The sequence below is a fragment of the Bacillus sp. S2(2024) genome (genome assembly GCF_050474045.1).
Taxonomy (GTDB): Bacteria; Bacillota; Bacilli; order Bacillales; family Bacillaceae_G; genus Bacillus_A; species Bacillus_A yunxiaonensis.
Genome location: NZ_JBFLUS010000003.1, coordinates 2,748,959 through 2,775,176 on the forward strand (window position 1 = coordinate 2,748,959; position 26,218 = coordinate 2,775,176).

The 26,218-nt window shown below is 34.8% G+C and carries 26 protein-coding genes and 2 pseudogenes; 9 read left to right on the top strand and 19 right to left on the bottom strand.

The features are described 5' to 3' along the window. Window positions 1-4 precede the first annotated feature (4 nt). From AB1284_RS13820 to hflX, 3 genes are all read right to left on the bottom strand, one after another. Window positions 5-346, bottom strand: a complete 342-nt coding sequence (locus AB1284_RS13820; RefSeq protein ID WP_098311113.1) for a MerR family transcriptional regulator — start codon at window positions 344-346, stop codon at window positions 5-7. A gap of 224 nt (window positions 347-570) precedes the next feature. Continuing rightward, window positions 571-1,842, bottom strand: a complete 1,272-nt coding sequence (locus tag AB1284_RS13825; RefSeq protein WP_429748641.1) for an aminotransferase class I/II-fold pyridoxal phosphate-dependent enzyme — start codon at window positions 1,840-1,842, stop codon at window positions 571-573. After that, entirely contained in the window at window positions 1,835-3,112 is a 1,278-nt protein-coding gene (hflX, locus tag AB1284_RS13830) for a GTPase HflX (RefSeq protein ID WP_429754267.1), read from the bottom strand. The genes AB1284_RS13825 and hflX overlap by 8 nt, the downstream gene beginning before the upstream one ends. 91 nt (window positions 3,113-3,203) lie before the next feature. Between hflX and AB1284_RS13835 the strand changes: the two genes are divergently transcribed. From AB1284_RS13835 to AB1284_RS13845, 3 genes are all read left to right on the top strand, one after another. Beyond that, window positions 3,204-3,836: a trimeric intracellular cation channel family protein gene (locus AB1284_RS13835; RefSeq protein WP_377884058.1), complete on the top strand. Its 633-nt coding sequence runs from the start codon at window positions 3,204-3,206 to the stop codon at window positions 3,834-3,836. Between the two features lie 228 nt (window positions 3,837-4,064). After that, window positions 4,065-4,202 carry a hypothetical protein gene (locus AB1284_RS13840; RefSeq protein WP_429748639.1) on the top strand — a complete coding sequence of 46 codons (138 nt, stop codon included), beginning with the start codon at window positions 4,065-4,067 and terminating at the stop codon, window positions 4,200-4,202. A 12-nt stretch (window positions 4,203-4,214) separates the two neighbouring features. Then, window positions 4,215-4,349 carry a hypothetical protein gene (locus tag AB1284_RS13845; RefSeq protein ID WP_255258187.1) on the top strand — a complete coding sequence of 45 codons (135 nt, stop codon included), beginning with the start codon at window positions 4,215-4,217 and terminating at the stop codon, window positions 4,347-4,349. Window positions 4,350-4,475: 126 nt separating this feature from the next. Here the strand turns inward: AB1284_RS13845 and spoVK are convergent, their stop codons facing one another. Then, window positions 4,476-5,432, bottom strand: a complete 957-nt coding sequence (gene spoVK / locus AB1284_RS13850) for a stage V sporulation protein K (protein ID WP_429754461.1) — start codon at window positions 5,430-5,432, stop codon at window positions 4,476-4,478. 119 nt (window positions 5,433-5,551) lie between these two features. On the opposite strand from spoVK, the gene AB1284_RS13855 reads away from it, so the two are divergent. Further along, window positions 5,552-6,514 carry a tyrosine-type recombinase/integrase gene (locus AB1284_RS13855; RefSeq protein ID WP_429748372.1) on the top strand — a complete coding sequence of 321 codons (963 nt, stop codon included), beginning with the start codon at window positions 5,552-5,554 and terminating at the stop codon, window positions 6,512-6,514. A gap of 114 nt (window positions 6,515-6,628) precedes the next feature. After that, a complete protein-coding gene (locus tag AB1284_RS13860; protein WP_429748370.1) occupies window positions 6,629-8,218 on the top strand; it encodes a collagen-like repeat preface domain-containing protein in 1,590 nt (529 codons plus the stop codon). Between the two features lie 161 nt (window positions 8,219-8,379). Here the strand turns inward: AB1284_RS13860 and hfq are convergent, their stop codons facing one another. Beyond that, window positions 8,380-8,604, bottom strand: coding sequence for an RNA chaperone Hfq (hfq, locus tag AB1284_RS13865; protein ID WP_000813896.1), 225 nt, complete (start codon window positions 8,602-8,604; stop codon window positions 8,380-8,382). Window positions 8,605-8,629: 25 nt separating this feature from the next. Then, window positions 8,630-9,580: a tRNA (adenosine(37)-N6)-dimethylallyltransferase MiaA gene (miaA, locus tag AB1284_RS13870; protein WP_429748369.1), complete on the bottom strand. Its 951-nt coding sequence runs from the start codon at window positions 9,578-9,580 to the stop codon at window positions 8,630-8,632. 193 nt (window positions 9,581-9,773) lie between these two features. Here miaA and AB1284_RS13875 point away from each other — a divergent pair, with 193 nt between their 5' ends. Continuing rightward, window positions 9,774-10,016, top strand: a complete 243-nt coding sequence (locus AB1284_RS13875) for a hypothetical protein (RefSeq protein ID WP_429748367.1) — start codon at window positions 9,774-9,776, stop codon at window positions 10,014-10,016. A gap of 376 nt (window positions 10,017-10,392) precedes the next feature. Here AB1284_RS13875 and AB1284_RS13880 read toward each other — a convergent pair whose 3' ends face one another. The 5 genes and pseudogenes from AB1284_RS13880 to cyoE form a co-directional block, all read right to left on the bottom strand. Continuing rightward, window positions 10,393-11,556, bottom strand: coding sequence for an iron-containing alcohol dehydrogenase (locus tag AB1284_RS13880; protein ID WP_429748366.1), 1,164 nt, complete (start codon window positions 11,554-11,556; stop codon window positions 10,393-10,395). A 116-nt stretch (window positions 11,557-11,672) separates the two neighbouring features. After that, window positions 11,673-12,212, bottom strand: coding sequence for a DUF420 domain-containing protein (locus tag AB1284_RS13885; protein ID WP_429754264.1), 540 nt, complete (start codon window positions 12,210-12,212; stop codon window positions 11,673-11,675). Between the two features lie 375 nt (window positions 12,213-12,587). Further along, complete coding sequence (locus AB1284_RS13890) at window positions 12,588-12,893, bottom strand: hypothetical protein (RefSeq protein WP_429748364.1); 306 nt, start codon at window positions 12,891-12,893, stop codon at window positions 12,588-12,590. A 474-nt stretch (window positions 12,894-13,367) separates the two neighbouring features. Further along, a pseudogene (locus AB1284_RS13895) lies at window positions 13,368-14,027 on the bottom strand (IS4 family transposase); the annotation flags it as partial. Between the two features lie 134 nt (window positions 14,028-14,161). Beyond that, a complete protein-coding gene (cyoE, locus tag AB1284_RS13900) occupies window positions 14,162-15,079 on the bottom strand; it encodes a heme o synthase (RefSeq protein ID WP_429748362.1) in 918 nt (305 codons plus the stop codon). Window positions 15,080-15,260: 181 nt separating this feature from the next. On the opposite strand from cyoE, the gene AB1284_RS13905 reads away from it, so the two are divergent. Next, window positions 15,261-15,866 carry a TetR/AcrR family transcriptional regulator gene (locus AB1284_RS13905; protein WP_429754262.1) on the top strand — a complete coding sequence of 202 codons (606 nt, stop codon included), beginning with the start codon at window positions 15,261-15,263 and terminating at the stop codon, window positions 15,864-15,866. 475 nt (window positions 15,867-16,341) lie between these two features. Here AB1284_RS13905 and AB1284_RS13910 read toward each other — a convergent pair whose 3' ends face one another. The 7 genes from AB1284_RS13910 to ald all read right to left on the bottom strand — a co-directional run bounded on the left by AB1284_RS13910 (window position 16,342) and on the right by ald (window position 22,508). Further along, entirely contained in the window at window positions 16,342-16,602 is a 261-nt protein-coding gene (locus AB1284_RS13910; protein WP_429754261.1) for a hypothetical protein, read from the bottom strand. Between the two features lie 381 nt (window positions 16,603-16,983). Continuing rightward, entirely contained in the window at window positions 16,984-17,424 is a 441-nt protein-coding gene (locus AB1284_RS13915; protein ID WP_429754450.1) for a hypothetical protein, read from the bottom strand. Window positions 17,425-17,442: 18 nt separating this feature from the next. Continuing rightward, the gene (locus tag AB1284_RS13920) at window positions 17,443-17,793 is read right to left on the bottom strand and encodes an ASCH domain-containing protein (protein WP_016115601.1); all 351 of its coding nucleotides are present in this window, start codon (window positions 17,791-17,793) and stop codon (window positions 17,443-17,445) included. 170 nt (window positions 17,794-17,963) lie between these two features. Next, entirely contained in the window at window positions 17,964-19,196 is a 1,233-nt protein-coding gene (gene pepT / locus AB1284_RS13925; RefSeq protein WP_429754260.1) for a peptidase T, read from the bottom strand. A 148-nt stretch (window positions 19,197-19,344) separates the two neighbouring features. After that, window positions 19,345-20,064: a YebC/PmpR family DNA-binding transcriptional regulator gene (locus AB1284_RS13930; protein ID WP_429754259.1), complete on the bottom strand. Its 720-nt coding sequence runs from the start codon at window positions 20,062-20,064 to the stop codon at window positions 19,345-19,347. Window positions 20,065-20,400: 336 nt separating this feature from the next. Then, window positions 20,401-21,399, bottom strand: coding sequence for a bifunctional threonine ammonia-lyase/L-serine ammonia-lyase TdcB (tdcB, locus tag AB1284_RS13935; protein ID WP_429754258.1), 999 nt, complete (start codon window positions 21,397-21,399; stop codon window positions 20,401-20,403). Next, window positions 21,396-22,508, bottom strand: a complete 1,113-nt coding sequence (gene ald / locus AB1284_RS13940; protein ID WP_429754257.1) for an alanine dehydrogenase — start codon at window positions 22,506-22,508, stop codon at window positions 21,396-21,398. The genes tdcB and ald overlap by 4 nt, the downstream gene beginning before the upstream one ends. 500 nt (window positions 22,509-23,008) lie before the next feature. Here ald and AB1284_RS13945 point away from each other — a divergent pair, with 500 nt between their 5' ends. Together AB1284_RS13945 and AB1284_RS13950 are read left to right on the top strand one after the other, a co-directional pair. Then, a complete protein-coding gene (locus tag AB1284_RS13945; RefSeq protein ID WP_429754256.1) occupies window positions 23,009-24,358 on the top strand; it encodes an APC family permease in 1,350 nt (449 codons plus the stop codon). 630 nt (window positions 24,359-24,988) lie between these two features. Further along, a complete protein-coding gene (locus AB1284_RS13950) occupies window positions 24,989-25,384 on the top strand; it encodes a hypothetical protein (RefSeq protein ID WP_429754255.1) in 396 nt (131 codons plus the stop codon). Between the two features lie 255 nt (window positions 25,385-25,639). Here the strand turns inward: AB1284_RS13950 and AB1284_RS13955 are convergent. Continuing rightward, window positions 25,640-25,969 (bottom strand): annotated as a pseudogene (locus AB1284_RS13955) (methyl-accepting chemotaxis protein); the annotation flags it as partial. Window positions 25,970-26,218 lie beyond the last annotated feature (249 nt).

A 26,218-nucleotide genomic window follows, 5' to 3' on the forward strand; every position in this document is an offset into this window, starting at 1 on the left:
ATCATTAATGAAAGAACCTTGAAATATCACCTTGTCGTAAAGACGTTCGATTAAATCTGCCTGTATGTTGCAGTTCATCTCGAAGAATTTTACGAAGCTCAGATTTCGAAATTTCTTTCACTTCTTCTCTTACTTGTATTACTTCTGATTGATTTTCCTTCATTTGTAGTACTTGCTTAATACCAGCCATGTTTAAACCTTGATCTAACAAATCTTTAATTTCTAACAATTTATCTACGTCGTTAAATGAAAATAATCTGCGATTTCCTTTTGTACGGGTTGGGGAAATCAATTTATGTTCTTCATAGTAACGAATTTGACGCGCAGATAACTGTGTTAAATCCATAACTATACTTATTGGAAACAGCGGGGCAGAACGTCGATCTTGTTGTGTCACTTCAGTTCCTCCTTCGCCTTAACTTGATTCTCATTTTATATCATGTTATGTATTGTGTCAACAGATGTTAGATTTTCTTACATGATTTTTTTAAAATTTTTTTCACTCTTAATTAAAATGTCTCAATTACCTACTTATATACAAAAAAAGCTACCAAAATTGGCAGCTTTCATTTAAGAAATTACTAATAGATTTTTTTCAATAAGCGCATCAATAGCAGAACAAATCGCAATCTTCACATGCGAATATGTTAAACCACCCTGCACATACGCAACATAAGGCGGACGAATCGGTCCATCTGCTGATAATTCAATACTCGCACCTTGAATAAATGTACCTGCAGCCATAATCACATCATCCTCATATCCTGGCATATAATTCGGATACGGCGTAAAATGCGAATTAATTGGTGATGCATATTGAATCGCTTGGCAAAATGCAATCATGCGTTCTTTATCATCAAATTGAACAGATTGTATTAAATCTGTTCGCGGTGCATTCCAAGTTGGCGATGTATTCATACCAAGCTTTTCTAAAAAGGCTGCTGTAAAGATTGCACCTTTTAACGCTTGACCAGCAACATGAGGCGCTAAGAAAAACCCTTGATACATCTCTTGCAAACTATATAAAGATGCACCAGCTTCTGCTCCGATACCTGGAGATGTTAAACGATATGCACACGCTTCTACATATTGCTCTTTCCCAACAATGTAACCGCCAGTTTTCACGATGCCGCCACCTGGATTTTTTATAAGTGAACCCGCCATCAAATCTGCACCGACATGACATGGTTCAAGCTCTTCTACAAATTCTCCGTAACAGTTGTCTACGAACACAACAACATCATGCTTAATTTCTTTTACAAATGCAATCATTTCTTTAATTTCAGCAATTGTAAATGATGGACGAGTTGCGTATCCCTTCGAACGTTGAATACCAATCATTTTTGTATTTTCATGAATCGCCGCTTGCACTGCAGTAAAATCGACACGTCCCTCTTCCGTTAAAGCAACCGCCTGGTAACCGATGTTATACTCTTTAAATGAGCCAACACCTTTCCCGCGAACACCAACGATTTCTTCTAACGTATCATACGGCTTCCCGGTTATATATAACAATTCGTCACCAGGGCGTAAAATTCCAAATAACGCTGTAGAAATTGCATGAGTTCCAGAAATAATCTGCGGCCGTACAAGACCTGCTTCTGCTCCAAACACATCAGCATACACTTTTTCTAACGTATCACGACCGATATCATCATAGCCGTATCCTGTTGTCGGAATAAAGTGTGAATCACTAATTTTATGACTACGAAAACTTTCTAACACACGAAATTGATTACTTTCAATTACTTCATCAATACGTTTATGTATGTTTGTAATTTGCATTTCAACTTCTTTTACAATTGGAGCAATCTTTTCCCCATTCTTCAATCGATTAAACATCTTCTTTCTCTTCTCCTTTTCTTGCTGAATATCTATTGATTTGTCCGTTTAGCGGAGAATGAGCAAAAATATACCCTGTACATTCGTATGCTTGCTTCTCTTCCTGAAACGCCATTTCTGTTAATACTGTTTCTGTTCTTAAAAGCGTCAACAATCTACCTTCGCTTACCGGAATCATTAATTCATATGAATCCATCCGCTTCATCATTTCTATTTCTACAACTTTTTTTAATTTCTCTAAATCCGCCGCATCAAAAGCACTCGTCATAATAAAATCATTGTTTGGGAATGGGATGAAGTTCGGATGTAACTTATCTTTTTTATTGTACACTGTAATCATCGGAATTTGGTCAAACTCAAGATCTTGCAGTAATTTTTTCACTGTCTCCTCATGCCCAATGTAATTTGGATCAGCTGAATCGATAACATGCAAAATAACATCCGCTTCGTTTACTTCTTCTAACGTGGAACGAAACGCCGCGACTAACGATGTCGGTAAATCTTGAATAAATCCAACTGTATCTGTTAATAACACTGTATACCCACACGGCAACTGCATTTTACGCGTCGTCGGATCAAGTGTGGCGAACAGTAAATCTTCCTCAAATGTATCAGCAGCCGTTAACCTGTTAAATAACGTAGATTTCCCAGCATTTGTGTATCCAACTAAAGAAACTTGAAAAACCTGATTTTCTTTACGACGTTCACGATATCTCTTACGGTGCTCTACCACACCAGAAAGCTGCCTTTTAATCTCATCGATACGAGAGCGAATATGACGACGATCTGTTTCTAACTTCGTTTCCCCTGGACCTCTTGTACCAATCCCACCGCCAAGGCGAGATAAAGCTTGTCCTTGTCCCACAAGACGAGGCAACGCATATTGGAGCTGCGCAAGTTCCACCTGTAATTTACCTTCTCTTGACTTCGCGCGCTGAGCAAAAATATCTAATATAAGCTGTGTACGATCAATGACTCTCGCGTCTAACTGTGCTGATAAATTTCGAATTTGACTTGGTGTTAATTCATTATTAAAAATGATAGCATCTGGTTCTAGTTCTTCTGCAAGTAGAGAAAGTTCTTCTAACTTTCCCTTCCCAACATACGTTGCCGGATGAAACTTAGAACGCTTTTGCATCGTTGAAACCAACACTTCTGCTTGTGCTGTTTTCGCTAATGATGCTAATTCTTCCATCGATTGTTCAAAACGTTCATTATCATCTTGCGGCAATTGACAGCCAACTAGTATCACTTTTTCTTTTTCTTCTATCAAATATACTCACTCATCCTTTTCGAAAATTAAACCTTCTAATATAATAGCAGAGTAAGAACATTTCATCTAGTTAGTGAGGGAGAATTTCATGGCATGGGATTTATTTAGCATCATTGGTACAATTGCATTCGCTTTAAGCGGAGCAATCATCGCAATGGAAGAAGAATACGATATTTTCGGGGTTTATATTTTAGGAATGGCAACCGCATTCGGGGGAGGAGCACTGCGTAATTTATTGATCGGCTATCCAATTGATGCGTTTTGGAAACAAGATATGTTATTTGAAATCGCAATCTTATCAATGACTATTATATTTTTATTCCCAAACAAACTCATCAAACATTGGAAACGCTGGGAAAATATTACCGATGCAATCGGTTTATCTGCTTTTGCAATTCAAGGTGCATTATATGCAAAAAAACTAAATCTACCAATTAGCGCAACCATTGTCGCAGCTGTACTAACAGGAATTGGCGGCGGTATTATTCGTGATTTATTGGCACGTCGTAAACCACTCGTACTACGAGCTGAAGTTTATGCATTTTGGACGATTTTAGCTGGATTTTTAATTGGAGCTAAAATTGTTACAAGCGACTGGGCATTCTATGTTTTATTCGTTCTTATCGTATGTTTCCGTATGATTTCTATTCATTACAAATGGCATCTACCACATCGTAGTGCAGAAAAGATAGAACATTTCAGTGATAAAGCGAAACTTTAATCAGCGAAGTAGTCTTACTATCAACGAATAACGGCATAAATAACAGATCAATCCTTTACTTTTGTAAAGGGTTTTTCTATTTTACTCCGTCCTAACCATATGTGAAATCTTAATTAATAGTGCTGACCATCCATAAAGACAAAAAAATACCACTAATAGAAGTTGTACTTTATTGCATGTTTTTTGTACTTATCCGTAAATACTATTTCTTAAAGAGAGGTGAGATAAGTGACAAAACATGTAAATAAAGGTGCACAAAGAAGCTCCGTAGATCAATTTGGACATGATTTAAATTCCGCTCACGAAAAAAGTAAAAAAATGGGGAAATATCATAGAGCGTACCAACAAAAAGTCAAAGAAGATTAGGAGTGATATTGGATGGCAAAAGGAAACAACAAAAGCAATCGAGGACAACACAGTAGCGTTAATCCACAAGGAATCGCATCAGATGTAGCAGATCAAAGTCCAAAAAGTAAATTAGAACAACGCGCAAAAACAAAGAATACAAAATAAAGCACAAAGCGTAACGCTTCGGGCTTTATTTTAAACAATTTATCCCGCATTAACGGGCAGTAAAAGCCCGATTGGTGAGAGCTTTCCATCAGCGGGGATAAAGCCCCCACCGATGGAAGCTTCACTTTATAAACCGTGCCCTTCTTCTTCAAGCGTTAAATCACTACTTGAAATTGTAAGTAAATCGTATTTATCATACGCTTCTTCCTGAAGTAATCTCATCGCTTGTGTACGAATGGATTTTTCCACAATATTACGAACATAACGTCCGTTGCTAAAAGAAGTAATTTGCGATGAATATTTTACCGCATTTAAATGCTCACGAAGATTCCACTCTGCCTCTTTGGATAATTGATACTCCCGTTCATCATACATACGTTTTCCGATTTCTAGTAATTGATTGACCGTGTAATCAGAAAACTCAATAATGAAAGGAAAACGAGATTGCAGCCCTGGATTCAGTGACAGAAAATGGTTCATCTCACGTGAGTACCCTGCTAAAATAAGTACAAAAGCATGCTGCTTATCTTCCATATGTTTAACAAGCGTATCAATCGCTTCTTTTCCAAAATCTTTTTCGCCGCCACGCGCAAGCGAATAGGCTTCATCAATAAACAAAATTCCCCCCATTGCTTTCCGAATAAGATCACGTGTTTTTTGTGCAGTATGCCCAATATATTCACCAACTAAGTCAGCTCGTTCCGCTTCAACTAAATGCCCTTTCGATAGAACATTCATTTCAAACAATAATTTCCCAATCATTCTAGCAACAGTTGTTTTCCCTGTTCCCGGGTTACCTTTAAACAACATATGAAGGACTTGCTTCTCTGATTTCAGCCCCATTTCTTGCCGTTTTTTATTTACATAAATCCATGCATAAATTTCCTTTATAATTTTTTTAATTTCCTGCATTCCAACAAGCTTGCTCATTTCTTCTTCAATCCGTTGCAACATTTCATGTTTTGTAACAGTTTCACTTGAAAGATTTGGCTTTTGTTCTGGCGAAGAAGCAGAAATTTTCTTTCGGTGATTTAGCACAATGTTAATTTGATTATTATTCTTCTTTCGCATCGACTGTTCCATACAATCACCTCACCTTTATCATTCCATTGACGATTATTGTCAAAATTTGCGCTTTCCCAAGAAATAAACCTTTTCTGAAAATTTTTGGTATAATGTAAGAAAACTAGGGTGGTGGGATTATGACAACAAAAGAACTTGATGATACAGTACAAGCTTTCTCTGCGTATTTAATCAACAAGGGACGGAAGCCTTCAACTATTAAGCGATACGTCTATGACATTGAAGATTTTGTTCATTGGTTACAAAAGAACAAAAAAATTTCTTCTAATAATATATGGCGGACTCTTTGTACAAAAGACTATGAAGATTATTTTTCAGACTTAAAAATGAAGCGTCATTACTCCGAAAAAACAATGCACCGTGTTTTTATTGTGCTAAATCGACTATATTATTTTTTAAACCTACCTAGCCCACTAAAAGATATGGAACTTGTTATACAGCCAGATCGAGCATTGCGAGATGAAGACTTCATTTCAACACAAGAGGAACAGGGTTTAAAACATATTTTAACTTCTTTAGAAGGACTTTCAGACAAACAACGTCCTGTACGTCCGTTACTCATGGATCGAAACGTATGCATTATTATGATTTTGCTTGATTACGGTTTATCGTTACAAGAGCTCGTTTCACTAAATATGCACCACGTTCATTTTGAAAATAATACATTATCTATTCCCGCTGTATCTGGAATAGAACGAATTATTACATTAACAGAAGAAGATAAAAAAAAGCTATATCATTACTACAAGAAAATTCCCGAACCCGTACGTCCGAGATACCATAGCACAGACCCATTATTTATAGCTTTTGATTTTAACCGAAATACATTTCGCTGGGTATACGAAAATGACGCCCCAAAAGCATTAACGGAAATCGCTGTACAAAAAATGATTCGTCTTGAAGTTGCACGCGCCGGGCTGCGAAAAGGAATTTCTGGTCAACATTTAAGAAATACATTTATTTTACGCCTCATCCAAAACCATGTTCCAGAACAAGAAATTATAAAACGAATTGGTTTTAAATCGAAGATTTCATTAAAAAGATATTATAACTATGCAAAACAAAAAGAAAACGCCTCATAATAGGCGTTTTTGTTATTTTTCATAGAAACGGCTCGTTCTCCTATCCCATTTTATATACTACTTGCATCTACTATGATAGGTTTTTAACTATCCCTATCAGGAAGGAGACTTTCAATGTCTAATTTTAGAGATAATCAGAAAAAAATCTCAAAACCTTATTTTCCAAAACAACCTCGCCGACTTCCAGCTGTTCATTATACCCCTAATCGAGAATCGTACGGCACCCTTTTTTCAAAAGCATTAAGTGACTTAACTGATATAATTCCATCCGCATTTTCAAACCCATCACAATATAACACGAAAAAACTTATAAACACCTTAAAAACAATAAAGGGGGGTCTGAAACATTTAAGCTTAACACTTACACAGCAAGAAACTGGCATTGCGATTGTCGAAAATTTAATTACTATTTTGAACGAGAAACCTTTTGCAGCAAATACAGTATATATTGAATTACAAAATTTATTCAACTTTTCACTGCATATTACAAAATTATCCATGATGAATCATCATGAATTCGAAAATATCATTGAGCAAACAGAGGAATTACAAGTAACTTTACTACAAATTACGCCAATCGGAATGAATGGCCAATTTCAAAGTAAACAGGTTTTTCTCGAGCAACCTGAACCTCTAATTCAATCAAATATTCTTGAACAACCTGAGCTTCTCGAACATTCAGAATCTCTAATTCAATCAGATTTTCTCGAACAGCCAGAACTTCTTGTCCAATCAGATACTCTCGAGCAACAGGAACTTCTCGTTCAATCAGATACTCTCGAGCAACAGGAACTTCTCGTTCAATTAGATATCCTCGAACAACCGGAATTTCTCGTTCAACTTGAGCTTCTCGAGCAAACAGAGCTTCTGGTTCAGCAGGATATTCTTAAGCAACCTGAACCTCTTGTTCAACAAGCTCTTCTCGAACTACTAGAGCTTTTTGTTCAACCAAATATTCTCGAACAACCTGAACTTCTCGTTCAATCAGATATCCTTGAACAGCCTGAGCTTCTAAATCAACCAGATACTTTCGAACAGCCTGAACTTCTAAATCAGCCAGATACTTTCGAACAACCTGAACTTCTAAATCAACCAGATACTCTCGAACAACCTGAACTTCTAAATCAACCAGATACTTTCGAACAACCTGAACTTCTAAATCAACCAGATACTTTCGAACAACCTGAACTTCTAAATCAACCAGATACTTTCGAACAACCTGAACTTCTAAATCAACCAGATACTTTCGAACAACCTGAACTTCTAAATCAACCAGATACTTTCGAACAACCTGAACTTCTAAATCAACCAGATACTTTCGAACAACCTGAACTTCTAAATCAACCAGATACTTTCGAACAACCTGAACTTCTAAATCAACCAGATACTTTCGAACAACCTGAACTTCTAAATCAACCAGATACTTTCGAACAACCTGAACTTCTAAATCAACCAGATACTTTCGAACAACCTGAACTTCTAAATCAACCAGATACTTTCGAACAACCTGAACTTCTAAATCAACCAGATACTTTCGAACAACCTGAACTTCTCGAGCAACAGGCTCTTCTTGACCCATCAGAACCTCTTGTTCAACAAGCTCTTCACGAACTACTAGGATTTCTGGTTCAATCAGATATTTCCGAACAACCTGAACCTCTTGTTCAATTAGATATTCTCGAACAGCCGGAGCTTCTAAATTAACCAGATACTCTCGAACAACCAGATATAGCTTCCTCGCCATCAAACAGTGTAATCTTTTTAGCTTATATATCCATTAAAAGATTTCCCATTAAGATCCCTATATATTTTGAGCATAAAAAAAGAGCGAATGATTCGCTCTTTTTGCTATGTACAATTCTGTACTATTCTAATTCGATTGAAACGTTCTTTTGCGGAACAAATGTAGAAATAGCATGTTTATAAATAAGCTGTTGCTTACCTTCCGTTTCCAACAGTACAGTAAAATTATCGAAGCCTTTAATCAGACCACGAAGTTGGAAACCATTTAATAAGTACAGCGTGACAAACGTATTCTCTTTACGGAGTTGGTTTAAAAATTGATCTTGAATATTGATTGATTGCTTCATGTCGAATCCTCCTCTTTTTCTCTACTTACTTATTATTCGACTTAAGTTGTAGCTTTCCTTCTATATACTCTAAAATTTCTATGGTTTTTTCACCACTTGTAACGTCAAACCAATTAACATCCATTTTATTACGGAACCAAGTTAACTGCCGTTTGGCGTAGCGGCGTGAATTTGTTTTCAAAGCCGTTACGGCTTCTTCTAACGAAGTTTTCCCTTCAAAATACTCATACAATTCTTTGTAACCAATGGCTTGAATAGATTGACAATCACGAACTCCATCTCCATACAAATATTCAACTTCAGCTAATAAACCTTGCTCCATCATAATATCTACACGTAAATTAATGCGACTATATAATAAACCTCGATCCATCGTTAAACCAATTAAAGCAACATCATAAAGCAACTCATTTTCCTGTTGTTCTAATTGATCGCTCATCGTCTGTCCCGTTGTATGAAAAATTTCTAAAGCACGAATGACACGTCTTACATTGTTTGGATGAATTCGCTTTGCACTTATCGAATCAACCTCTTCTAACTTCCTATGTACATACTCTACACCATATTCCTCAGCCTGTTGTTCTAACTGTTTACGATACACAGGATCTCCCGGCTCGTCAGAAAATTGGTAATCATATAACACCGATTGTATATATAAACCTGTTCCACCAACAATAATAGGAAGTTTACCACGTTTTGTAATATCTGCTATATGACCACGCACAAGTTCTTGAAACTCAGCAACGGAAAATGAGTCTTCTGGATTTTTTATATCAATCATATAATGCGGGATTCCATCCATTTCTTCTTCTGTAACTTTCGCCGTACCTATATCCATATTGCGATAGATTTGCATTGAATCGCCACTAATAATTTCTCCATTTAACGCTTTTGCCAGTTCAATACTAAGCTTAGTCTTTCCAACTGCTGTTGGCCCAATAATAACAATAACTTTGTCCCGTTTTTCTTCTCCCATATACTTCAACTCTCTTTATGTAAAGTTATCCATCTGCTTATTATATCCAATCTTACCAATTTTAATAGTCAAAATGCAAGTTATCTTATTACGGTAATTGAAATTACATGTATTCGTTAAAAATATAATCTATTTTGCATGTTTTGTCCAACCACTTCATATACATGTTAAAAATGAAAACGGAGATGATACTATGAAAGTTGGACAAGTTACTATTGATTTTTGCTCGTTACTAGAGGATTTAATTTTAGCAACAGCAACAAAAGAAAAAAATTGCTCTCAGGAAGAATTATACTTCGCACTAAATTGTTTACTGCGTTCGTTTCATACGATGCTTGTAAGTGATGAGACAGATGCTAAAACTACCGAATATACACAAACACAATTTTGCTCCGCATATAACATCGTGACAGGGCGAACGATATATCCATTCTAAATCATATCTCTGCTGTGAATACCCCCTCCTGCTGCTTTATAAACATAATTTATAATAATATTGACTTCTCTTCACTAATTTCCGTTTTATCATCAGTCTTTCATTTTATAGTGAATTTTCATTGATATTTAAATATTACACTAACATTTGTCCCTGTAAATAAACAATAACCTTTCCAGTTCCTTCTCCCTTCACAACAACTTTTGCATATTTAAGAAAACGAACTGAAGAAATTGTTTCCATATAAGGCTATCTCTATTACAATAAGCGCTTCCTTAATAGTTGCTGGTGTGCTTTCTACCAATGCAAATATATGTTGGGGGAAAAATTAACAAATAAAAAACACTTCAATAATAAAGAAGTGTTTTTTATTTGCTTATAATGATGCTTGATAAATATCTAAAACATCTTGTTTATTTAGCTTTTTAAATTGCCCAAATTCACCATATACCATTGCTTTTTCTGCCATAATATCAATTTGGTCTTCACCAATCTCGTAATCAGCTAAGCGAGATGGCGCTCCAATAGATGTCCAAAATTGACGCAATGCTTCAATTCCTTCCAATGCTATATCAACATCAGTTTTACCTTCTGTTTGAACATGAAATACTCGAATCGCAAATTGTTTAAAACGATCTACGTTTTCATGTAAAACATGTTTCATCCAATTTGGGAATAAAATTGCTAAGCCACCGCCATGCGGAATATCATACACCGCCGAAACAGCATGCTCAATATTATGCGTTGCCCAGTCTCCGCGTACACCCATCGCTAAAATACCATTTAACGCCATTGTACCGCAATATAAAATCGTTTCACGGTGCTCATAACTTTCTAAATCATGTAGCAGCTTCGGAGCTGTCTCAATAACCGTTTGTAAAATAGACTCACAATAGCGATCTTGCAGCATTGTATTCGTACCTTGATGGAAATATTGCTCGAGTACGTGCGACATAATGTCAACAATCCCGTAAATTGTTTGGTTGCGTGGTACAGATACTGTATGATTCGGATCTAAAATAGAAAATTGCGGGAATGTTACTGGACTACCCCAGCCATACTTTTCGTTTGTTTCCCAATTTGTAATAACAGAACCTGCATTCATTTCAGAACCTGTTGCCGCAAGAGTTAACACTGTTCCAAAAGGCAATGCTTCTTTTGCAATAACTTTTTTCGTAACAAGATCCCACGCATCTCCATCGTATTTGCTGCCGGCCGCAATAGCTTTTGTGCAGTCTATTACACTGCCACCACCCACAGCTAATATAAAATCGATATCATTTTCTTTACAAATTTGAACTCCTTTGTTTACTGTTGATAAACGCGGATTAGGTTCGACACCACTTAACTCAAAAATTTCTGCATTCATTTCTTTTAGCATAGATATCACGTTATCATAAATTCCATTTTGCTTAATACTTCCGCCGCCATATACGAGTAAAACTTTTTTCCCATACTGTGGCACCTCTGTTTTTAATTGCTCTAATTGACCTTTTCCAAAAATAAGCTTTGTTGGATTACGAAACACGAAATTTTGCATACTTTTCATCCTTCCTAACTAAAAGTAACCATACTTTTATATATCATATATTTAGCTTTTCACAAAAATATTTGCTTACACAAAAAAAAGAATCTCAGCTAAAACTGAGACTCTTTTTAATAATAAGGTGAAATCATTAAGTATACGATAACACCTGAAAGACTTACATATAACCAAATTGGCATTGTCCAACGTACAATTTTACGATGACGAGTCAGTTGGTTTGTAAATCCAAATACTAAAGAAAATAATGCAAGCGGTACAATAATAGCAGCAAGGAAAATATGTGTAATTAAAATAAAGAAATATACATATTTAATGATTCCTTCTCCACCAAAGTGCGTTGCTGGTGCTAAATAATGATACGTTAAATACGAAACACAAAATAACAATGTAGTTGTAAATGCTGCAAGAATAAATCCCCTATGTAGATTCACATTCTTTTTAATAATTGAAAACAATGCTGCAATTAAAAACACAAATGTAAAACTATTAAAAATCGCATTTAACATCGGCAAAATTTTTACATCAAAATGTACTTGTCCTTTGTAACCAACCGGTCCAAAAAATAAGAACAAAATAATTGCATTGACGACCACAGAAAGCGTTATTACAACAGGAGCATAGCTCTTCTGTTTAACAGAACGATCAGTCAAATTGTTCACTCCCTCATTCTTCTTAAAGTATATAGTAGCTTCATTATTTTAACATATTATCAACAGTGTAAATGTGACAAATGTTTGAAATAATTATATAAAGTGAAACTTTCATCAGCGGGGATCTTACTGCCCACGAATAGCAGGATAAAAATAAAAAATCCTCCTTAAGTTTTTTACCACTTAAGAAGGATTGTACCGTTTCACATTAAACATTTCAAATTGTAACGTCTATTTTAGTTTTTATTTAAAAACATATCAGTATACGCTTGAAAAATCTCAGTTAATTGAAATCCTATAAGAGACATTGCTGTTAATGAAAAGAATCCAATTAATACGAAACGAATCCACATACGAATCTCCTCCTTGTATCATTTATTTAAAATCTAAATGACAAATCGGATTACAGTGGTCGTCTCCTTCTTTTTTCTTTACAACAGCAGTAATATAACGAATAAAGAAAATAACGATTAAAGGGAAATATACATGTTTTATATTTGTTTGCTTTAACGATATTTTCCCTTGTACGTCGGATGGGGACGTTAAAGAAAAATCAGCGCCATTCATTTGTGCATATAAAAAGACGAATTGGAGACATAATAAAATATTTACAATTGAAATGATATCTTCCCAGTCAGTTGTACTCAAAAAATTATATACATCTAGCACATATTCCTCCAACGTTACCCCTCCCTTCCTTTTTCCCTATTTTCCTCGTGTTCGTATAAAAAGTCAAGAAAAATATTTTATATTCACTATGACAATAGGGATTACATATAATGGCATTCCCCTTATCGCTTGATCTCCACTTAGCCAATATAGAAATTCATTTCCTTTACTTCCCTTATTACACATGGTACCTTTCAGCCTCTCATCAAATAAGAGTGATTATTATTAATTACATATGTGCCTAGAATACAATCATTTTAATAAAAAGAAAAAATCCCTATCACCCATACATCTTTTTTGAAAAATATTTTACATTTTTTTACATTTTCATCTTTGGAATCTTGCTCTTATATTCACAAATCCGTACATAAACACTCTATTCAGGATATACTGATTTCAGGGGCGATTATATGAAAAACGAAAAAATTTTTTTAGGGAAAAAATCAAGATTACAACCAAATTTTTGCTAGTTGAGATACTCCTTCTATTTTGAAAGTATTCAGGCTCATTATTCTTTTGATATATACATGTATTGAGCTTTAATCTTGAAATAAAATAAGCATTACACTCTTCTATAGTATGTAAGTCTTTTAAATCGAAGTATCCTAAATCACGTATACATACATCGTCCGGTTGAAGAAACGTTAAACAAGTAGAACCATACGTTTTATCATTGAGCTTTCCTGATCCTACATGAACATGTAGAAACTGACCACTTAATAAATCATACTCTAATTGAATTTTTACGCCAGCATTTTGACCACTACCACCGGAACCTTGATATGTAGAAACGAATTTATCCGGAATCTGAAAATGTGTAGAATCCAATACACGAATACGCCGAAAATAGTTTGTTTATAAAGTTGGAATCTTGCTAGAAGAACAAAATTGTTGGTGAAGTATATGTGCTAAGAGTTGTTGTAAAAACCGAACAGCTTGGGGATTAAAACGTTGATTGAGTCCTTCTGGACTCATAGAAATGCCTGTGTTAGCTTCTAAGCGACTACATAATTGTGTCAATGAAGTATGAGCTATGTTTTGGCTTAACCAAATACATAGGGCCACTAAATCTTGTACGCGGTATTTACTTTTTCGTTTAACAAATCCTACTTTTCTAGCTAACTGCTCCAAAGCATGTGATGACATATATTGTTACAACTCTTTAGAAAACAATTCTAGTTCATCAACAATCGATAAATTCATATCAAAAACACCATCCTTTCCTATACTCTACCGAAAGAATAGTGTTTTTTCGTGTTATGACTACAAAATTATTATTTTTATAAATCAAAAAAAATGCCCATAAGGGAATATATAATTACAGTCGAAAACAAGATAGTCATATGAAGAAGGGAATAAACAAACATTGATTTTGCCCATTTCTCTGAATCCATTTTTTTATAACCGAAGATACTTAAGGCGAGCCATAAAATACTTAAAAGAAGTGCTACTAACATAAGGCCGAGGCTTAAAGAACTAAAAAGGAAACTCATTGCAATTAAAATGATTAAATAAATATTAGTTTGCATATATGTTCTTTTGACACCTTTGACTACTGGAAGCATAGGAACTTTAGCAGCCTTATACTCATCGTGTTTGCGAATAGCTACGGCATAGAAATGAGGCATTTGCCAAATAACTGTAATCACAAAAAGACCAAGAATAGCAGGATGTGTAATGTCTGGATAAATAGCAGCCCATCCAATGAGGGGGGGCATTGCTCCTGAAATACTTCCAACCTCCGTATTATAAATTGTTCTTCTTTTACTCCACATTGTATATGGGACAATATAAAAAAATAAGCCTAAAAACCCTAAGAATGCTGCTAGCAGTGTTGTTAATGCAAGAGAAAACAACCCCAAGATGGTCATTAAAGTGCCTAGCCATAATACAGCTTTGGGTTTTATTTCTCCTGTCACAGTTGGTCTATTTTTTGTTCTCTCCATAATAGAATCAATATCACGATCATACAAGTTATTAAAAGCTCCTGCTGCACCCATTACTAAAATAGAGCCAATCAAAGCAAATATTATTTCTGGAAGTTTCTCAAACAAGCTAATCTGATATGTATATAATGCCAATGTCAATCCAGCAAACATTGGAATCAGATTTGATTTAATAATCCCGGTCTTAACTGTTTGCGCTAAAATTTTTACCGGAGTCTGTTTCGGTATTTTAAGGGTTTCTATCTTCTGCATTATTTCCCGCCTCTCCTTTTACTAGATTATCTATAATTTTCATACTTTAATCTAAAATGACATTATTTCTGATTATTTAATACATAGATACCTTTCGTATTTTAAATACCATATAGAATTTATATACTATATGGTATGTTAGTTCTATATGGTATAATTGTCAAGATATGGAGGAAGAAAAATGATTAGACGAAGATTAACTCAAGAAGAAAGAAAAAAGGAAACACGGCAATTGCTTTTAGAATCAGCTGTTGAGGTCTTTGCTCAATTAGGCTTTCACGGAGCTTCTGTTGATAAAATTGCAGAGTATGCCGGGTTTAGTAAGGGAGCCGTTTATGCTCATTTTAATTCCAAAGAAGAGCTCTTTCTAGCCATATTGGAAAAACAAATGCATTTACACGTGCATAACATCCATCAAATAATAGACCAACAGCATTCATTATCACATTTTATTGAAACTATGGATGAATATTCCCTTTCAATTAGGCAGAAAAATCGAACATGGAGCATGCTTAACATGGAATTTCTTCTTTATGCGATGCGTGAAGAATCGGTGCGCCATAAATGGTCTAATATGATAACAGAATCGGTAGAACAAATTTCCAAAGCCATCGAGAAATTGATGTCGAAGGAGAATGAATCTACACTATCTGCGGACGAAATGGCATGGACGATTCTTTCATTAGAAAATGGTATGGCCATATTTTATTATATTAGTGGAGAACGTGTGCCCTTAAATTTATTTGGAAAAGCATTACAAAATATACTCTTGCCCAAGCAGATTTAAGATATACAAAACCAAAAAATATAATGCATTTGTAAAAATCAAATATCGAATACGATGTATAGCGCTAGTGTACAAGTAATCTAATAAAAACTGGAAAGTATCTTAACGTATATTAACTATACAATAATTATTAGGAGTACCGCCCCATCGCTATCAAGTTAAGAAATTCATTGTTTTCCAAAATGAAAAAATGGACTGAATTCCTATAGATGACTATTAAGGAGATAAAATTTTCATTTTGGGGATACTTCAAAATCTTAGATTGATAGGCATGGGGTCTCGCCACATTTTAACGAAAACATACGCTAAGACAGTTTCTAAAAATGAAATTTCATCTTTGCTACTGTAAAAAACAACTAGCCCCTCTTTCGAGGGGCTAGTTGACGTAAAATTTGATTGCGGAAGTTGAATTTTATCCTATTTTTCTTTTTATCATATTCTTTTGTTAACCACGACTTATTCTCTTTTATTTTAATTATCTTTCACCCATACCAAAAGCAAGTAATGAAAGATACCCGATTATAAAAATTGCAATAATGTTAAGTATTATTAGTAGCCATTTCATTGAACCTTTTTTTGCTTTTAGTCCCAAAAAGGTTCCTAATAAGGGGAACAGAAACATTGCAATAATAAATGGTTTACCTAATGTTCCTAACGACACACCACTCAACATTGTATAAAACAAAATAATGAAGATTACTAAAGTAGCAAGTGAAAAAACACTATATTTATTCATATGGGTTCACCTCCCGAAAGTTAGTTGTTATTTCCAATGTATAATAAACGCTCAGAGCTTTTATGTCCTGAGCAATTTTAATGCCAATTATTGTGTATCTTGTTAATTCAAAAGCTATGTTGTTGTAAACACCCTTTTTTGAAATTGTTGTTGTTGTATATAAGGTCATAGAGGGGTATATATAATAAAAAAGTACATCACTCTTATTGAGCAATGTACCAATACATATATAATGTGTAACATTATATATGACCTCTTATCTTTATGAATAAAGATAGATAATATCACTTATTTATTTTACAGAGTAGGCTTGTCCTTGTTCCATGTCACCCGGCGAATTCAAACGGCAATCACACAAAGCCGCTATTCGCCCTAGATCTATCACCCCTGCCACAACGCAGGCTTTGTCACCATGAACCATAACATCGCCATTAAAAGAACAATGTAAATCCAAACAGAACGCCGCAACAATTGAATCAAGGCGTCCTTGTCTTGGCCCGTTTCGCTGAATTTCCGAATGGTCGGCGAAAAGGCGCGGGCCAGGAAAAATAATGAACTCGCCATGAGAATAAGGGTCATCACTATCCAAGGGGTCTTCCAAGTCCAAGGGCCCGCCAGTACAAGCAGAACCCCGGATGCAACCAGCACATGCCCGGCATGCTTGGCCAGCCTGACCGAAAATCGGAATACATCCAGATAAGCCTGCCGCGCGTGGGTCTCTGAAGCCCGCAGTTTTTTGATGAGCGGAAGCAATACAAAAAACGGGCCGATGGATAAGATTACACTGAAAATATGTACATACAGAAGCAGTCGATACAACATGCCCATCCTTATATCACATTAACCTTCGATGGGACGGAACTCATGAACCCAAACTCTCATATTTGGCAGCCACGGCATGCCAGGGTGAAGAGACAGGATAGATTGCTTATATTCCTCCACATTCGCATAACCTTCTTGACGGGCATGCTCATCAGTCAATTCGCCAAGTGACTGCGAATAGACCTTCTCCACAACGTACCGGTGACCTTGAAGCTCCATCACTTCCCCGACATCTGCATATCTCCCGTTGCGTCGAGTAGCCGTTTTCTGTCCTGCAAGCACTTTTTCAATGTCCTCCTGAATCGTGATAAGACGTTCAATCGTACATGTTTTTGGCGGTAAAGCGTTCGTTTCATTTTGGTTTGTCATCTGGGTCACTCTCCTTTTTTTATTTAAACATAAGCCTACTTTATCATATAAAAAAATTATTCTATATAGCAAGTTTCTACTTAATAGGGATAACAAACTTTCATACAATGTTTATACGATAAACACCAATAATTAATGGGAAAAAGCATTACTATCCGGGTTTATTTCTTTTAAGCTTTCTCTTCAAATAACCGTGCAATTTCGATAATAACTTGAACAGCTTTTTCCATATTATCTACAGAAATATATTCAAATTTACCGTGGTAATTTTCTCCGCCCGTAAAAATATTTGGTGTCGGCAGACCCATATATGATAATTGAGAACCATCTGTTCCACCGCGAATTGGTTGGATATTCGGCTCGATATCTAGATTTTTCATTGCTTCATAAGCAATATCAACAATTTCTTTCACTGGTTCAATTTTTTCAAGCATATTGTAATACTGATCATTCATCTCAAGAATGATATTTTCCTCACCATACTTCTCTTGCATCTGTTTTGTAATAGCTGTTATATTCTCTTTTCTAGTATTAAAATGAGCGCGGTCAAAATCACGAATAATATAGTTAGATTGACTTCGCTCAACATCACCATTTAGAGAAATAAGATGGTAGAAACCTTCATACCCCTCAGTATGTTCTGGTGCTTCTTCTACTGGTAGTTGTCTATGGAATTCCATTGCCAATTTGGTTGCATTGACCATTTTATTTTTAGCTGTACCAGGATGAGTGCTATTCCCTTTAAAAACTAGATTAGCACCAGCAGCGTTAAAGCTTTCATATTCTAATCCACCTAGTGGACCTCCATCCATTGTATAAGCAAATGCAGCTCCGAAAGCCTCCACATCAAAGTGAGATGGACCACGACCAATCTCTTCATCAGGCGTAAATGCCACTCTAATTTTCCCGTGTTTAATTTGTGGGTTATGTAATAAATAATTCATTGCTGTCATAATTTCTGTAATTCCTGCTTTGTCATCTGCACCAAGAAGTGTTGTTCCATCAGTTGTAATTAATGTATGTCCTTTGTAAGATGGAAGCTCTGGGAATAATTCCGGCGTTAAAACAATACCAAGTTCCTTATTTAACGTAATTGCCTTACCATCAAAATTTTCATGAATTTGCGGCTTAACATTTTTCCCTGTAAAATCTGTAGCTGTATCCAAGTGAGCTAAAAAACCGATTACAGGAACCTGCTTGTCCGTGTTAGCAGGAAGCGTTGCCATTACGTAGCCATTCTCATCCATCGTTACTTCTGATAATCCAATCGACTTCAACTCTTCTACTAGTTGTTTTGCAAACTCAATTTGGCCAGGTGTTGATGGTACAGTATGGCTTTCTGCATCAGATTGTGTATCCACCTGAACATATCTTGTAAAGCGCTCTATAATTTCCTGTTTCATTCTACTACACTCCTTTTTTATCCATCTTTATTTATTATAAGCCTTTATTACAAATTTTTTTATTTCTTTTGGCTTTATCTTTTATATTTCATTGAACACTCAAAAAAAAGCAGACCTTTGTTATAAAAACAAGGTCTGCTTTCCTATATTATTCACCTAAATCAACATTGTGGTACACTTGTTGAACATCTTCTAAATCTTCTAATGCATCAATCATTTTCTCAAATTTCACTTGTGCATCTTCTGGAAGTGTTACTTCACTTTGTGCAAGCATTGTTAGTTCTGCAACTGTAAATTCAGTTATACCAGCATTTTTGAATGCCTCTTGCACTGCATGGAACTGGTCTGGCTCCGCATAAACGATAACAGATTCCTCTTCTTCTAAAATATCACGCACATCTACATCTGCTTCCATTAAGATTTCAAGTGCTTCGTCTGCTGTTTTACCTTCAAGACCAATTACAGCTGTTGCATCAAACATATACGCTACTGATCCGTTTACGCCCATGTTACCAGCATTTTTACTAAATGCAGCACGTACATCTGCTGCAGTACGATTTACGTTATTTGTTAATGTATCTACAATTACCATTGATCCATTTGGTCCGAATCCTTCATAACGAAGTTCATCATAATTTTCTTCTGAACCACCTTTTGCTTTTTCAATCGCACGATCAATAATTGTTTTCGGTACGTTATACGTTTTTGCACGCTCAAGTACCACTCTTAAAGTCTGATTGGATTCTGGATCTGGTTCACCTTGTTTTGCTGCTACATAAATTTCACGTCCAAATTTTGCATAGACGCGGCTTGTATTTGCATCTTTTGACGCTTTCTTGTCTTTAATATTGTTCCATTTACGGCCCATATTTCTTTCACTCTCTTTCAGCTTTGAATCTACATAAAAATAGTAATATGAAATATGCTACTTCTTCAACACTTTTTCAAACTAAATATAAAAAGTTCGTTATATTTCACATTACCGACAAACAATATGCATTGAAGAAGTCCTATTTATTTACCATATTGTATTATACCTCATTACAAGTTTAATAATCAAAAAAAGACAAATAGTTCTCATCCATAAATGTAAAAATATTGAACTATTACAACTACTATTGGTATATCCTTTTACGTAAAAGAGCTAAGAGATTCTCTCTTAGCTCTTCTCATATTCTATGAGACTATCGCTCAGTTTCATTTTTTATTTTACTTCATTTGCAAAGAAATGCTCACATACACTAGAAATACGAGTTAAATCAACATTTCCACCAGAAATAATCGCTGCTACTTTTTTCCCTTTTATATATGGATCAACTTTACCTGCAAGAAGAGCAGCTGTTGCTAATGCTCCAGCACCTTCTACAACAACTTTTCCACGTTGTAATAAATCTTTCATTGCTACTTCTAATTCATCTTCTGATACAGTTACAATGTCATCCACTAACTCTTTCACAATTTCAAAAGTTAAAGTTCCTGGAATTTTTACTGCGCATCCATCAGCGATAGTAGGTGCTTCATAATGCTCTACGATTTCACCTTTATCATACGAAGCTTTCATTCCATGAACATTATCAGCTTGCACACCAATTATATTGATAGAAGGATTAAAGGATTTAAGTGCTACCGCGATTCCGGCAATAATTCCGCCACCACCAATTGGTACAAGTACTGTATCAACATCCCACATATCATCAAGAATGTCTAAGCCAATTGTTCCTTGACCTGCCATTACTTCTACATCATCATATGGATGTAAATATGTTTCTCTCGTTTCTTTTATAATTTCTTCACATTTTGCTTTTGCATCATCAAACGTATCACCATATAAAATGACTTCTGAACCATATCCTTTCGTTGCTTCAACTTTTGCTTTTGGAGCAGAAGTTGGCATCACAATTTTACTTTTAATTCCTAGTAAATGTGAAGATAGTGCAACACCTTGTGCATGATTTCCAGCTGAACAAGCAATAACTCCGCGAGCTTTTTCCTCATCTGTTAAATTAGAAATTTTATTAAATGCCCCGCGAAATTTAAACGATCCTGTTAATTGCATATTTTCTAATTTTAAATATATTTCCCCGCCTGTTTTGCTTGTTAAATAAAAAGATTTAACAAGGGGTGTTTTTCGAGCATTTCTATCAAGAACTTGTTTGGCTTTTTTTATATCAACAATGTTTAGCGGCAAGGTTTCGGTAATCATACTAACACCTCTTTCAATTGTTTATAATCTAATCCTAACGTTGTTCCTAAATTTTCATAGGTAATGGTTCCTTTATAAATATTGATACCGTGTACTAATGCCGGTTTATTTTGTAGAGTCTCTTCTAAACCATCGTTAGCAATCGCTAATAAATAATCGATGTTTCCATTCGCTAACGCCATAGTAGAAGTACGCGGTGTTGCTCCAGGCATATTTGGTACAGCATAGTGTATGACATCATGCTTAATAAATATAGGATCATTATGTGTTGTATAGTGATCAATCGTTTCAACTGTTCCGCCTTGATCGATTGCAATATCAACGATAACACTTCCTGGTTTCATAGACTGAACCATATATTCTTTCACAATTTTTGGTGGTCTGGAACCCGGAATTAAAATGGTTGAAATGAATAGGTCTGCATTTTTAATTGTTTTCTCTAAGTTTTCAGTATTAGATTCCATGATTTCAACTGGAGCATTTGCATATTTTTCTTGTAAATAAGTAATCTGTGTTTTGTTTAACTCTAAAATCGTTACATGGCAACCAATTCCAACAGCCATATCACAAGCATTAATTGCTGCATTACCGCCACCCAAAATGACAACATTACCAGCGGGAATACCATCTATTCCTGATAATAAAATACCTTCTCCTTGATGTTGTTTTTCTAAATAGTAAGCTCCCATAAATACTGCCCGGCGTCCAGCAATTGCACTCATCGGTTTTAATAACGTTAAAACTCCATTTTCACTAATTGTTTCTCCAGCAATAGCGGTTGTTCCCGCTTTTCTCATCACTTCAACACACTCTTTTGAAGCTGCTAGATGTAAAAACCCCCAAACAATTAAATCTTTCTTAAAATATTTATACTCTTCCGCTAAAGGTTCTTTTACTTTTACTACCATATCAACATCCCAAGCTTGCTCTTGATTTACTAAAGTAGCACCTGCATTCGTATATTCTTCATTTGTATAACCTGATCCTACACCAGCATCTTTTTCTATTAAAACTTCATGTCCAGCTTTAATTAATTTCTGGGCATTTTCTGGTGTCATCCCAACACGTGCTTCACCTTTTTTAATCTCTTTTACTACGCCTATTTTCATGTTGACACATCCTTTTAAATGTAATATTCATTACATTATTTGTTATACGATCCAAATAAAATTGCGGAATATATTAAACGTTTCAATATTTCCTTATTTGTCTGAATCGCCTGTTTACACCTACAAGATAGCACTCAGAAAAATAATGAGTCAACATTTTGTGAAATATTTCACAAAATGTTTTTATTTATTTTGAAATATTTTTTTCGTTCAAATAAGCATTGAATCCGTTTTCAGCTTGTGCTAGACTTTGTCACGAGTAACATCTCTTATGAATTCAAATGAAATGCAATTTTATTTTTTTACTTACTTTTGTGATTTTTTTCACATATGAACGTAGAAATACTTTGTAGTGATTTTTGTGAATTATATCACAAATAAAATTAAATTTTATCAATATAAAGCACTATTAAAAAAATGAGAGGATATACTATTTAAAATTGAGATAAAAATGAATTCATCAGAGAGTGCATGTATTTTTCCAAACAGGAGTGATAATTATGTCACAAGAACAACTAAAAAAAGAAATCGGCTTCTTTGCTGCATTAACCACTGTTATTGGTACCGTTATTGGAGCAGGTGTATTTTTTAAGCCTACTGCCTTATACGGTGTAACTGGAACAGCGAGTTTAGGCTTACTTGCATGGGTAATAGGTGGAATACTAACTGTTTGCGCAGGTTTAACTGCTGCTGAATTATCGGCAGCTATTCCTGAAACTGGTGGAATGATGGCATATTTAAAGCGTACTTATGGAAACTTAACTGCTTTCCTACTAGGCTGGGCACAAACAGTCATTTACTTCCCAGCTAATATTGCAGCACTTGCTATTATTTTTGGAACACAAGCAGTTAGTTTATTTGGATTAAATGCAAATGAACATAAAATGATGATTATTGGAATTGCTGTTGTTACCGCAACATTCGTAACCTTGATGAACTTCTTAGGCGCGAAAGCAGCCGGAGGAATTCAAACTGTATCGACTATATGTAAACTATTGCCTTTAGCCTTACTTATTATTTTTGGATTATTCCACAAAGGCGACGTAACTCTACAACTGTTTCCAGTTGAAGCAGGACCAGGTAAATCACTTATATCTGCACTTGGATCGGGCTTACTTGCAACAATGTTTGCTTATGATGGATGGATTCATGTAGGGAATATCGCTGGAGAAATGAAAAATCCTAAAAAAGACTTACCTAAAGCAATCGTAATCGGATTATCTACTGTCATGGTTGTTTACTTACTTATTAATATTGCTTTCCTTATGGTTATGTCTGCAACAGCACTTGCAGGAACTGATACACCTGCATCTGAAGTAGCGACAATTCTGTTTGGAGCAATGGGAGGAAAATTAGTTACAATCGGTATTTTAATTTCCGTATTTGGAACAATCAATGGATATATCATGACAGGAATGCGTATCCCTTATGCAATGGCATTAGAAAACAAACTACCTTTTAGTAAATGGTTTGCGACATTATCTAAAAATAGTCGAATCCCTTATAATTCTGGATTATTTATCTTATTTGTTTCTATCATTATGATGGTTATCGGTGGATTTAATACTTTAACAGATATGTTAGTGTTTGTTATATGGATATTCTATACAATGACATTTATAGCGGTATTCATTTTACGTAAAAGGGAACCAGAACTTGTGCGTCCTTACAAAGTACCTCTATACCCTATTATACCAATGATATCTATTATAGGCGGATCATTTATCGTTATTAATACACTTTTCACACAAACGTTGCTAGCATTATGTGGTATAGGCTTAACTGCTTTAGGTCTTCCCATTTACTTTGCAATGCGGAATAAACATGTTCAAATTAAAAATAATAATTAGTAATAACTCAATAGTTCACTATTATATCAATTGTTTCTTATAGTGCAGACGTGTATTAGATTCTTACTCTAAATAGATGATGGATCTAATACACGTTTCTTTTTTGTATATACAGTTAATTTTTTTATAAAAAATCCCCCACCTATGCAAATAATACAAACTCCTAATTAATACAACTATCATTCCATAATAGTAACACGCTGTCCGATACCCATCAAATTAACATTTTAAAGTACCTCTAAATTATGAGTTTACTCCTGCTTCGGTTACCTATAAGAATCTAGTTCGTCTTTTCGTTTAGAGAACAAAGAATTTTTTAATTTGATGAGGACATATATCGCTAATATTTGAACCAAAACATGCACTACATCTTATTTTTTATTCTGATAAAAATATTAAATTGGTCTGAATGAAATCTGAAAGTTTGCAAAATCCCTACTCAATACATTTCAGTTCAATTCCAAAATATGCTATTTCATTTTCAGCTAATTTTCAGTTTCAATTCAGGTTCATCTCAGTTTTACATTCCATAATAGCCTCATAGAAAGCCAAACAGTACACGAATAGAAAATAAACCTTAAGAAATATGCAACTTAGCTAGACCTAAAAAAGAGAGGAGTAGAATGAATAATGAGTAGACATAACAAATATGCAATTTACAAAGGGAAAGAATATAGAATTGTTAAAATGGGTGGTCACTTAAGATTAATTTCTAAAGATAAACAAGATGTCGAAAATGGGTTTCTACCTTTTAAACTAAATTCAGATTTATACTACAAAAAAGTAAAAACAACCGATTTAGAAACAGCATATGATGTCATACCGTTTGCACAGTATAAAGGAATTGAATTTCAAATAATAAGAGTAAATGAAGAAGAAGGAACCGTATTACTATATTCCATTGATTCTAAAATAGGGCGTGAATTTGGAATGCACTCACATGTCGGGGAAAAATTCGAAAAATATGTGAAAACAGAAGAAGTTGCATTAATCGAAAAGAAAAAAAAGATTTTGGGATTTATATGAACCATATAAAACAACTTAAATTAGGCAGTAGTACCCTACTCTAGTTTGAAATAATAGCTGAATTTTACTTAAAATAGAAAATTCAGCTTATTTTATATGGAATAGAGATAATACTAATTGGATGTTAGGATTACATTTTTTCGTACAGCTAAATCAACTCTTTGCAAAATAATAGAAGTAATGCATCAACTATTTTAAATACCATCCTTGCCCCAAAATAAATCTTTGCTCAATTACTTATCAAATTAAAATCTATTATAAAATTTCTACGAATTGCTTAGCCTGTCGATCTAGAGCACTTGCCGATTCAGAAATAGATTCAAATTCATTAACTGTTTCATCAAGTAGCATTTTTCCTTCTTTCACACTTAACGAAACAGCCTCTACACGCTTTGACATTCGATCAATTTCTAATGTAATGCCTTCAACAGTGTTTTTAACTTCACCAATGGAAAGAACTTTATCAGAAAGACTCCGTACTTCCTTAGCCACAACATCGAATCCTCTACCATACTCTCCTGCACGCGCCGCCTCAATTGCTGCATTTTAAGCCAACATATTTGTTTGTGCTGCAATATCTTGAATAGTTTTAACGATTCCTGATATTAAATTCGCTTGTTCATGAAGTTGAGATAAATTCGTTACGTTTTCATCAGATTCATGATTAATTTGCTGCATCTTACTGAGCAGGGCCAAACTTCTCTCTTTTCCAACTTCAGATTTTTGAGAAAGTGTTTCCGATAAAACTTGGACTTCATTAGCTGTACGTAAAATACTATTTTGTCTTTTCGTTATATTTGTAGCAATTTTCGAAATCCCCACCACTGTTTTCCC

Bases quoted from the DNA above. Each gene is read 5' to 3' on its own strand.
- hfq (WP_000813896.1), bottom strand. From the start codon at position 8,604: ATGAAGCAATCAATCAATATTCAAGATCAATTTTTAAACCAACTCCGT.
- pepT (WP_429754260.1), bottom strand. From the start codon at position 19,196: ATGAAACAGGAAATTATAGAGCGCTTTACAAGATATGTTCAGGTGGAT.
- AB1284_RS13905 (WP_429754262.1), top strand. From the start codon at position 15,261: ATGATTAGACGAAGATTAACTCAAGAAGAAAGAAAAAAGGAAACACGG.
- AB1284_RS13855 (WP_429748372.1), top strand. From the start codon at position 5,552: ATGACAACAAAAGAACTTGATGATACAGTACAAGCTTTCTCTGCGTAT.
- AB1284_RS13920 (WP_016115601.1), bottom strand. From the start codon at position 17,793: ATGACAAACCAAAATGAAACGAACGCTTTACCGCCAAAAACATGTACG.
- ald (WP_429754257.1), bottom strand. From the start codon at position 22,508: ATGAAAATAGGCGTAGTAAAAGAGATTAAAAAAGGTGAAGCACGTGTT.
- AB1284_RS13860 (WP_429748370.1), top strand. From the start codon at position 6,629: ATGTCTAATTTTAGAGATAATCAGAAAAAAATCTCAAAACCTTATTTT.
- AB1284_RS13930 (WP_429754259.1), bottom strand. From the start codon at position 20,064: ATGGGCCGTAAATGGAACAATATTAAAGACAAGAAAGCGTCAAAAGAT.
- AB1284_RS13835 (WP_377884058.1), top strand. From the start codon at position 3,204: ATGGCATGGGATTTATTTAGCATCATTGGTACAATTGCATTCGCTTTA.
- AB1284_RS13945 (WP_429754256.1), top strand. From the start codon at position 23,009: ATGTCACAAGAACAACTAAAAAAAGAAATCGGCTTCTTTGCTGCATTA.
- AB1284_RS13820 (WP_098311113.1), bottom strand. From the start codon at position 346: ATGGATTTAACACAGTTATCTGCGCGTCAAATTCGTTACTATGAAGAA.
- AB1284_RS13875 (WP_429748367.1), top strand. From the start codon at position 9,774: ATGAAAGTTGGACAAGTTACTATTGATTTTTGCTCGTTACTAGAGGAT.
- AB1284_RS13915 (WP_429754450.1), bottom strand. From the start codon at position 17,424: ATGTTGTATCGACTGCTTCTGTATGTACATATTTTCAGTGTAATCTTA.
- cyoE (WP_429748362.1), bottom strand. From the start codon at position 15,079: ATGCAGAAGATAGAAACCCTTAAAATACCGAAACAGACTCCGGTAAAA.
- miaA (WP_429748369.1), bottom strand. From the start codon at position 9,580: ATGGGAGAAGAAAAACGGGACAAAGTTATTGTTATTATTGGGCCAACA.
- AB1284_RS13825 (WP_429748641.1), bottom strand. From the start codon at position 1,842: ATGTTTAATCGATTGAAGAATGGGGAAAAGATTGCTCCAATTGTAAAA.
- AB1284_RS13845 (WP_255258187.1), top strand. From the start codon at position 4,215: ATGGCAAAAGGAAACAACAAAAGCAATCGAGGACAACACAGTAGCGTT.
- AB1284_RS13950 (WP_429754255.1), top strand. From the start codon at position 24,989: ATGAGTAGACATAACAAATATGCAATTTACAAAGGGAAAGAATATAGA.
- AB1284_RS13880 (WP_429748366.1), bottom strand. From the start codon at position 11,556: ATGCAAAATTTCGTGTTTCGTAATCCAACAAAGCTTATTTTTGGAAAA.
- spoVK (WP_429754461.1), bottom strand. From the start codon at position 5,432: ATGGAACAGTCGATGCGAAAGAAGAATAATAATCAAATTAACATTGTG.
- AB1284_RS13910 (WP_429754261.1), bottom strand. From the start codon at position 16,602: ATGAATAAATATAGTGTTTTTTCACTTGCTACTTTAGTAATCTTCATT.
- tdcB (WP_429754258.1), bottom strand. From the start codon at position 21,399: ATGATTACCGAAACCTTGCCGCTAAACATTGTTGATATAAAAAAAGCC.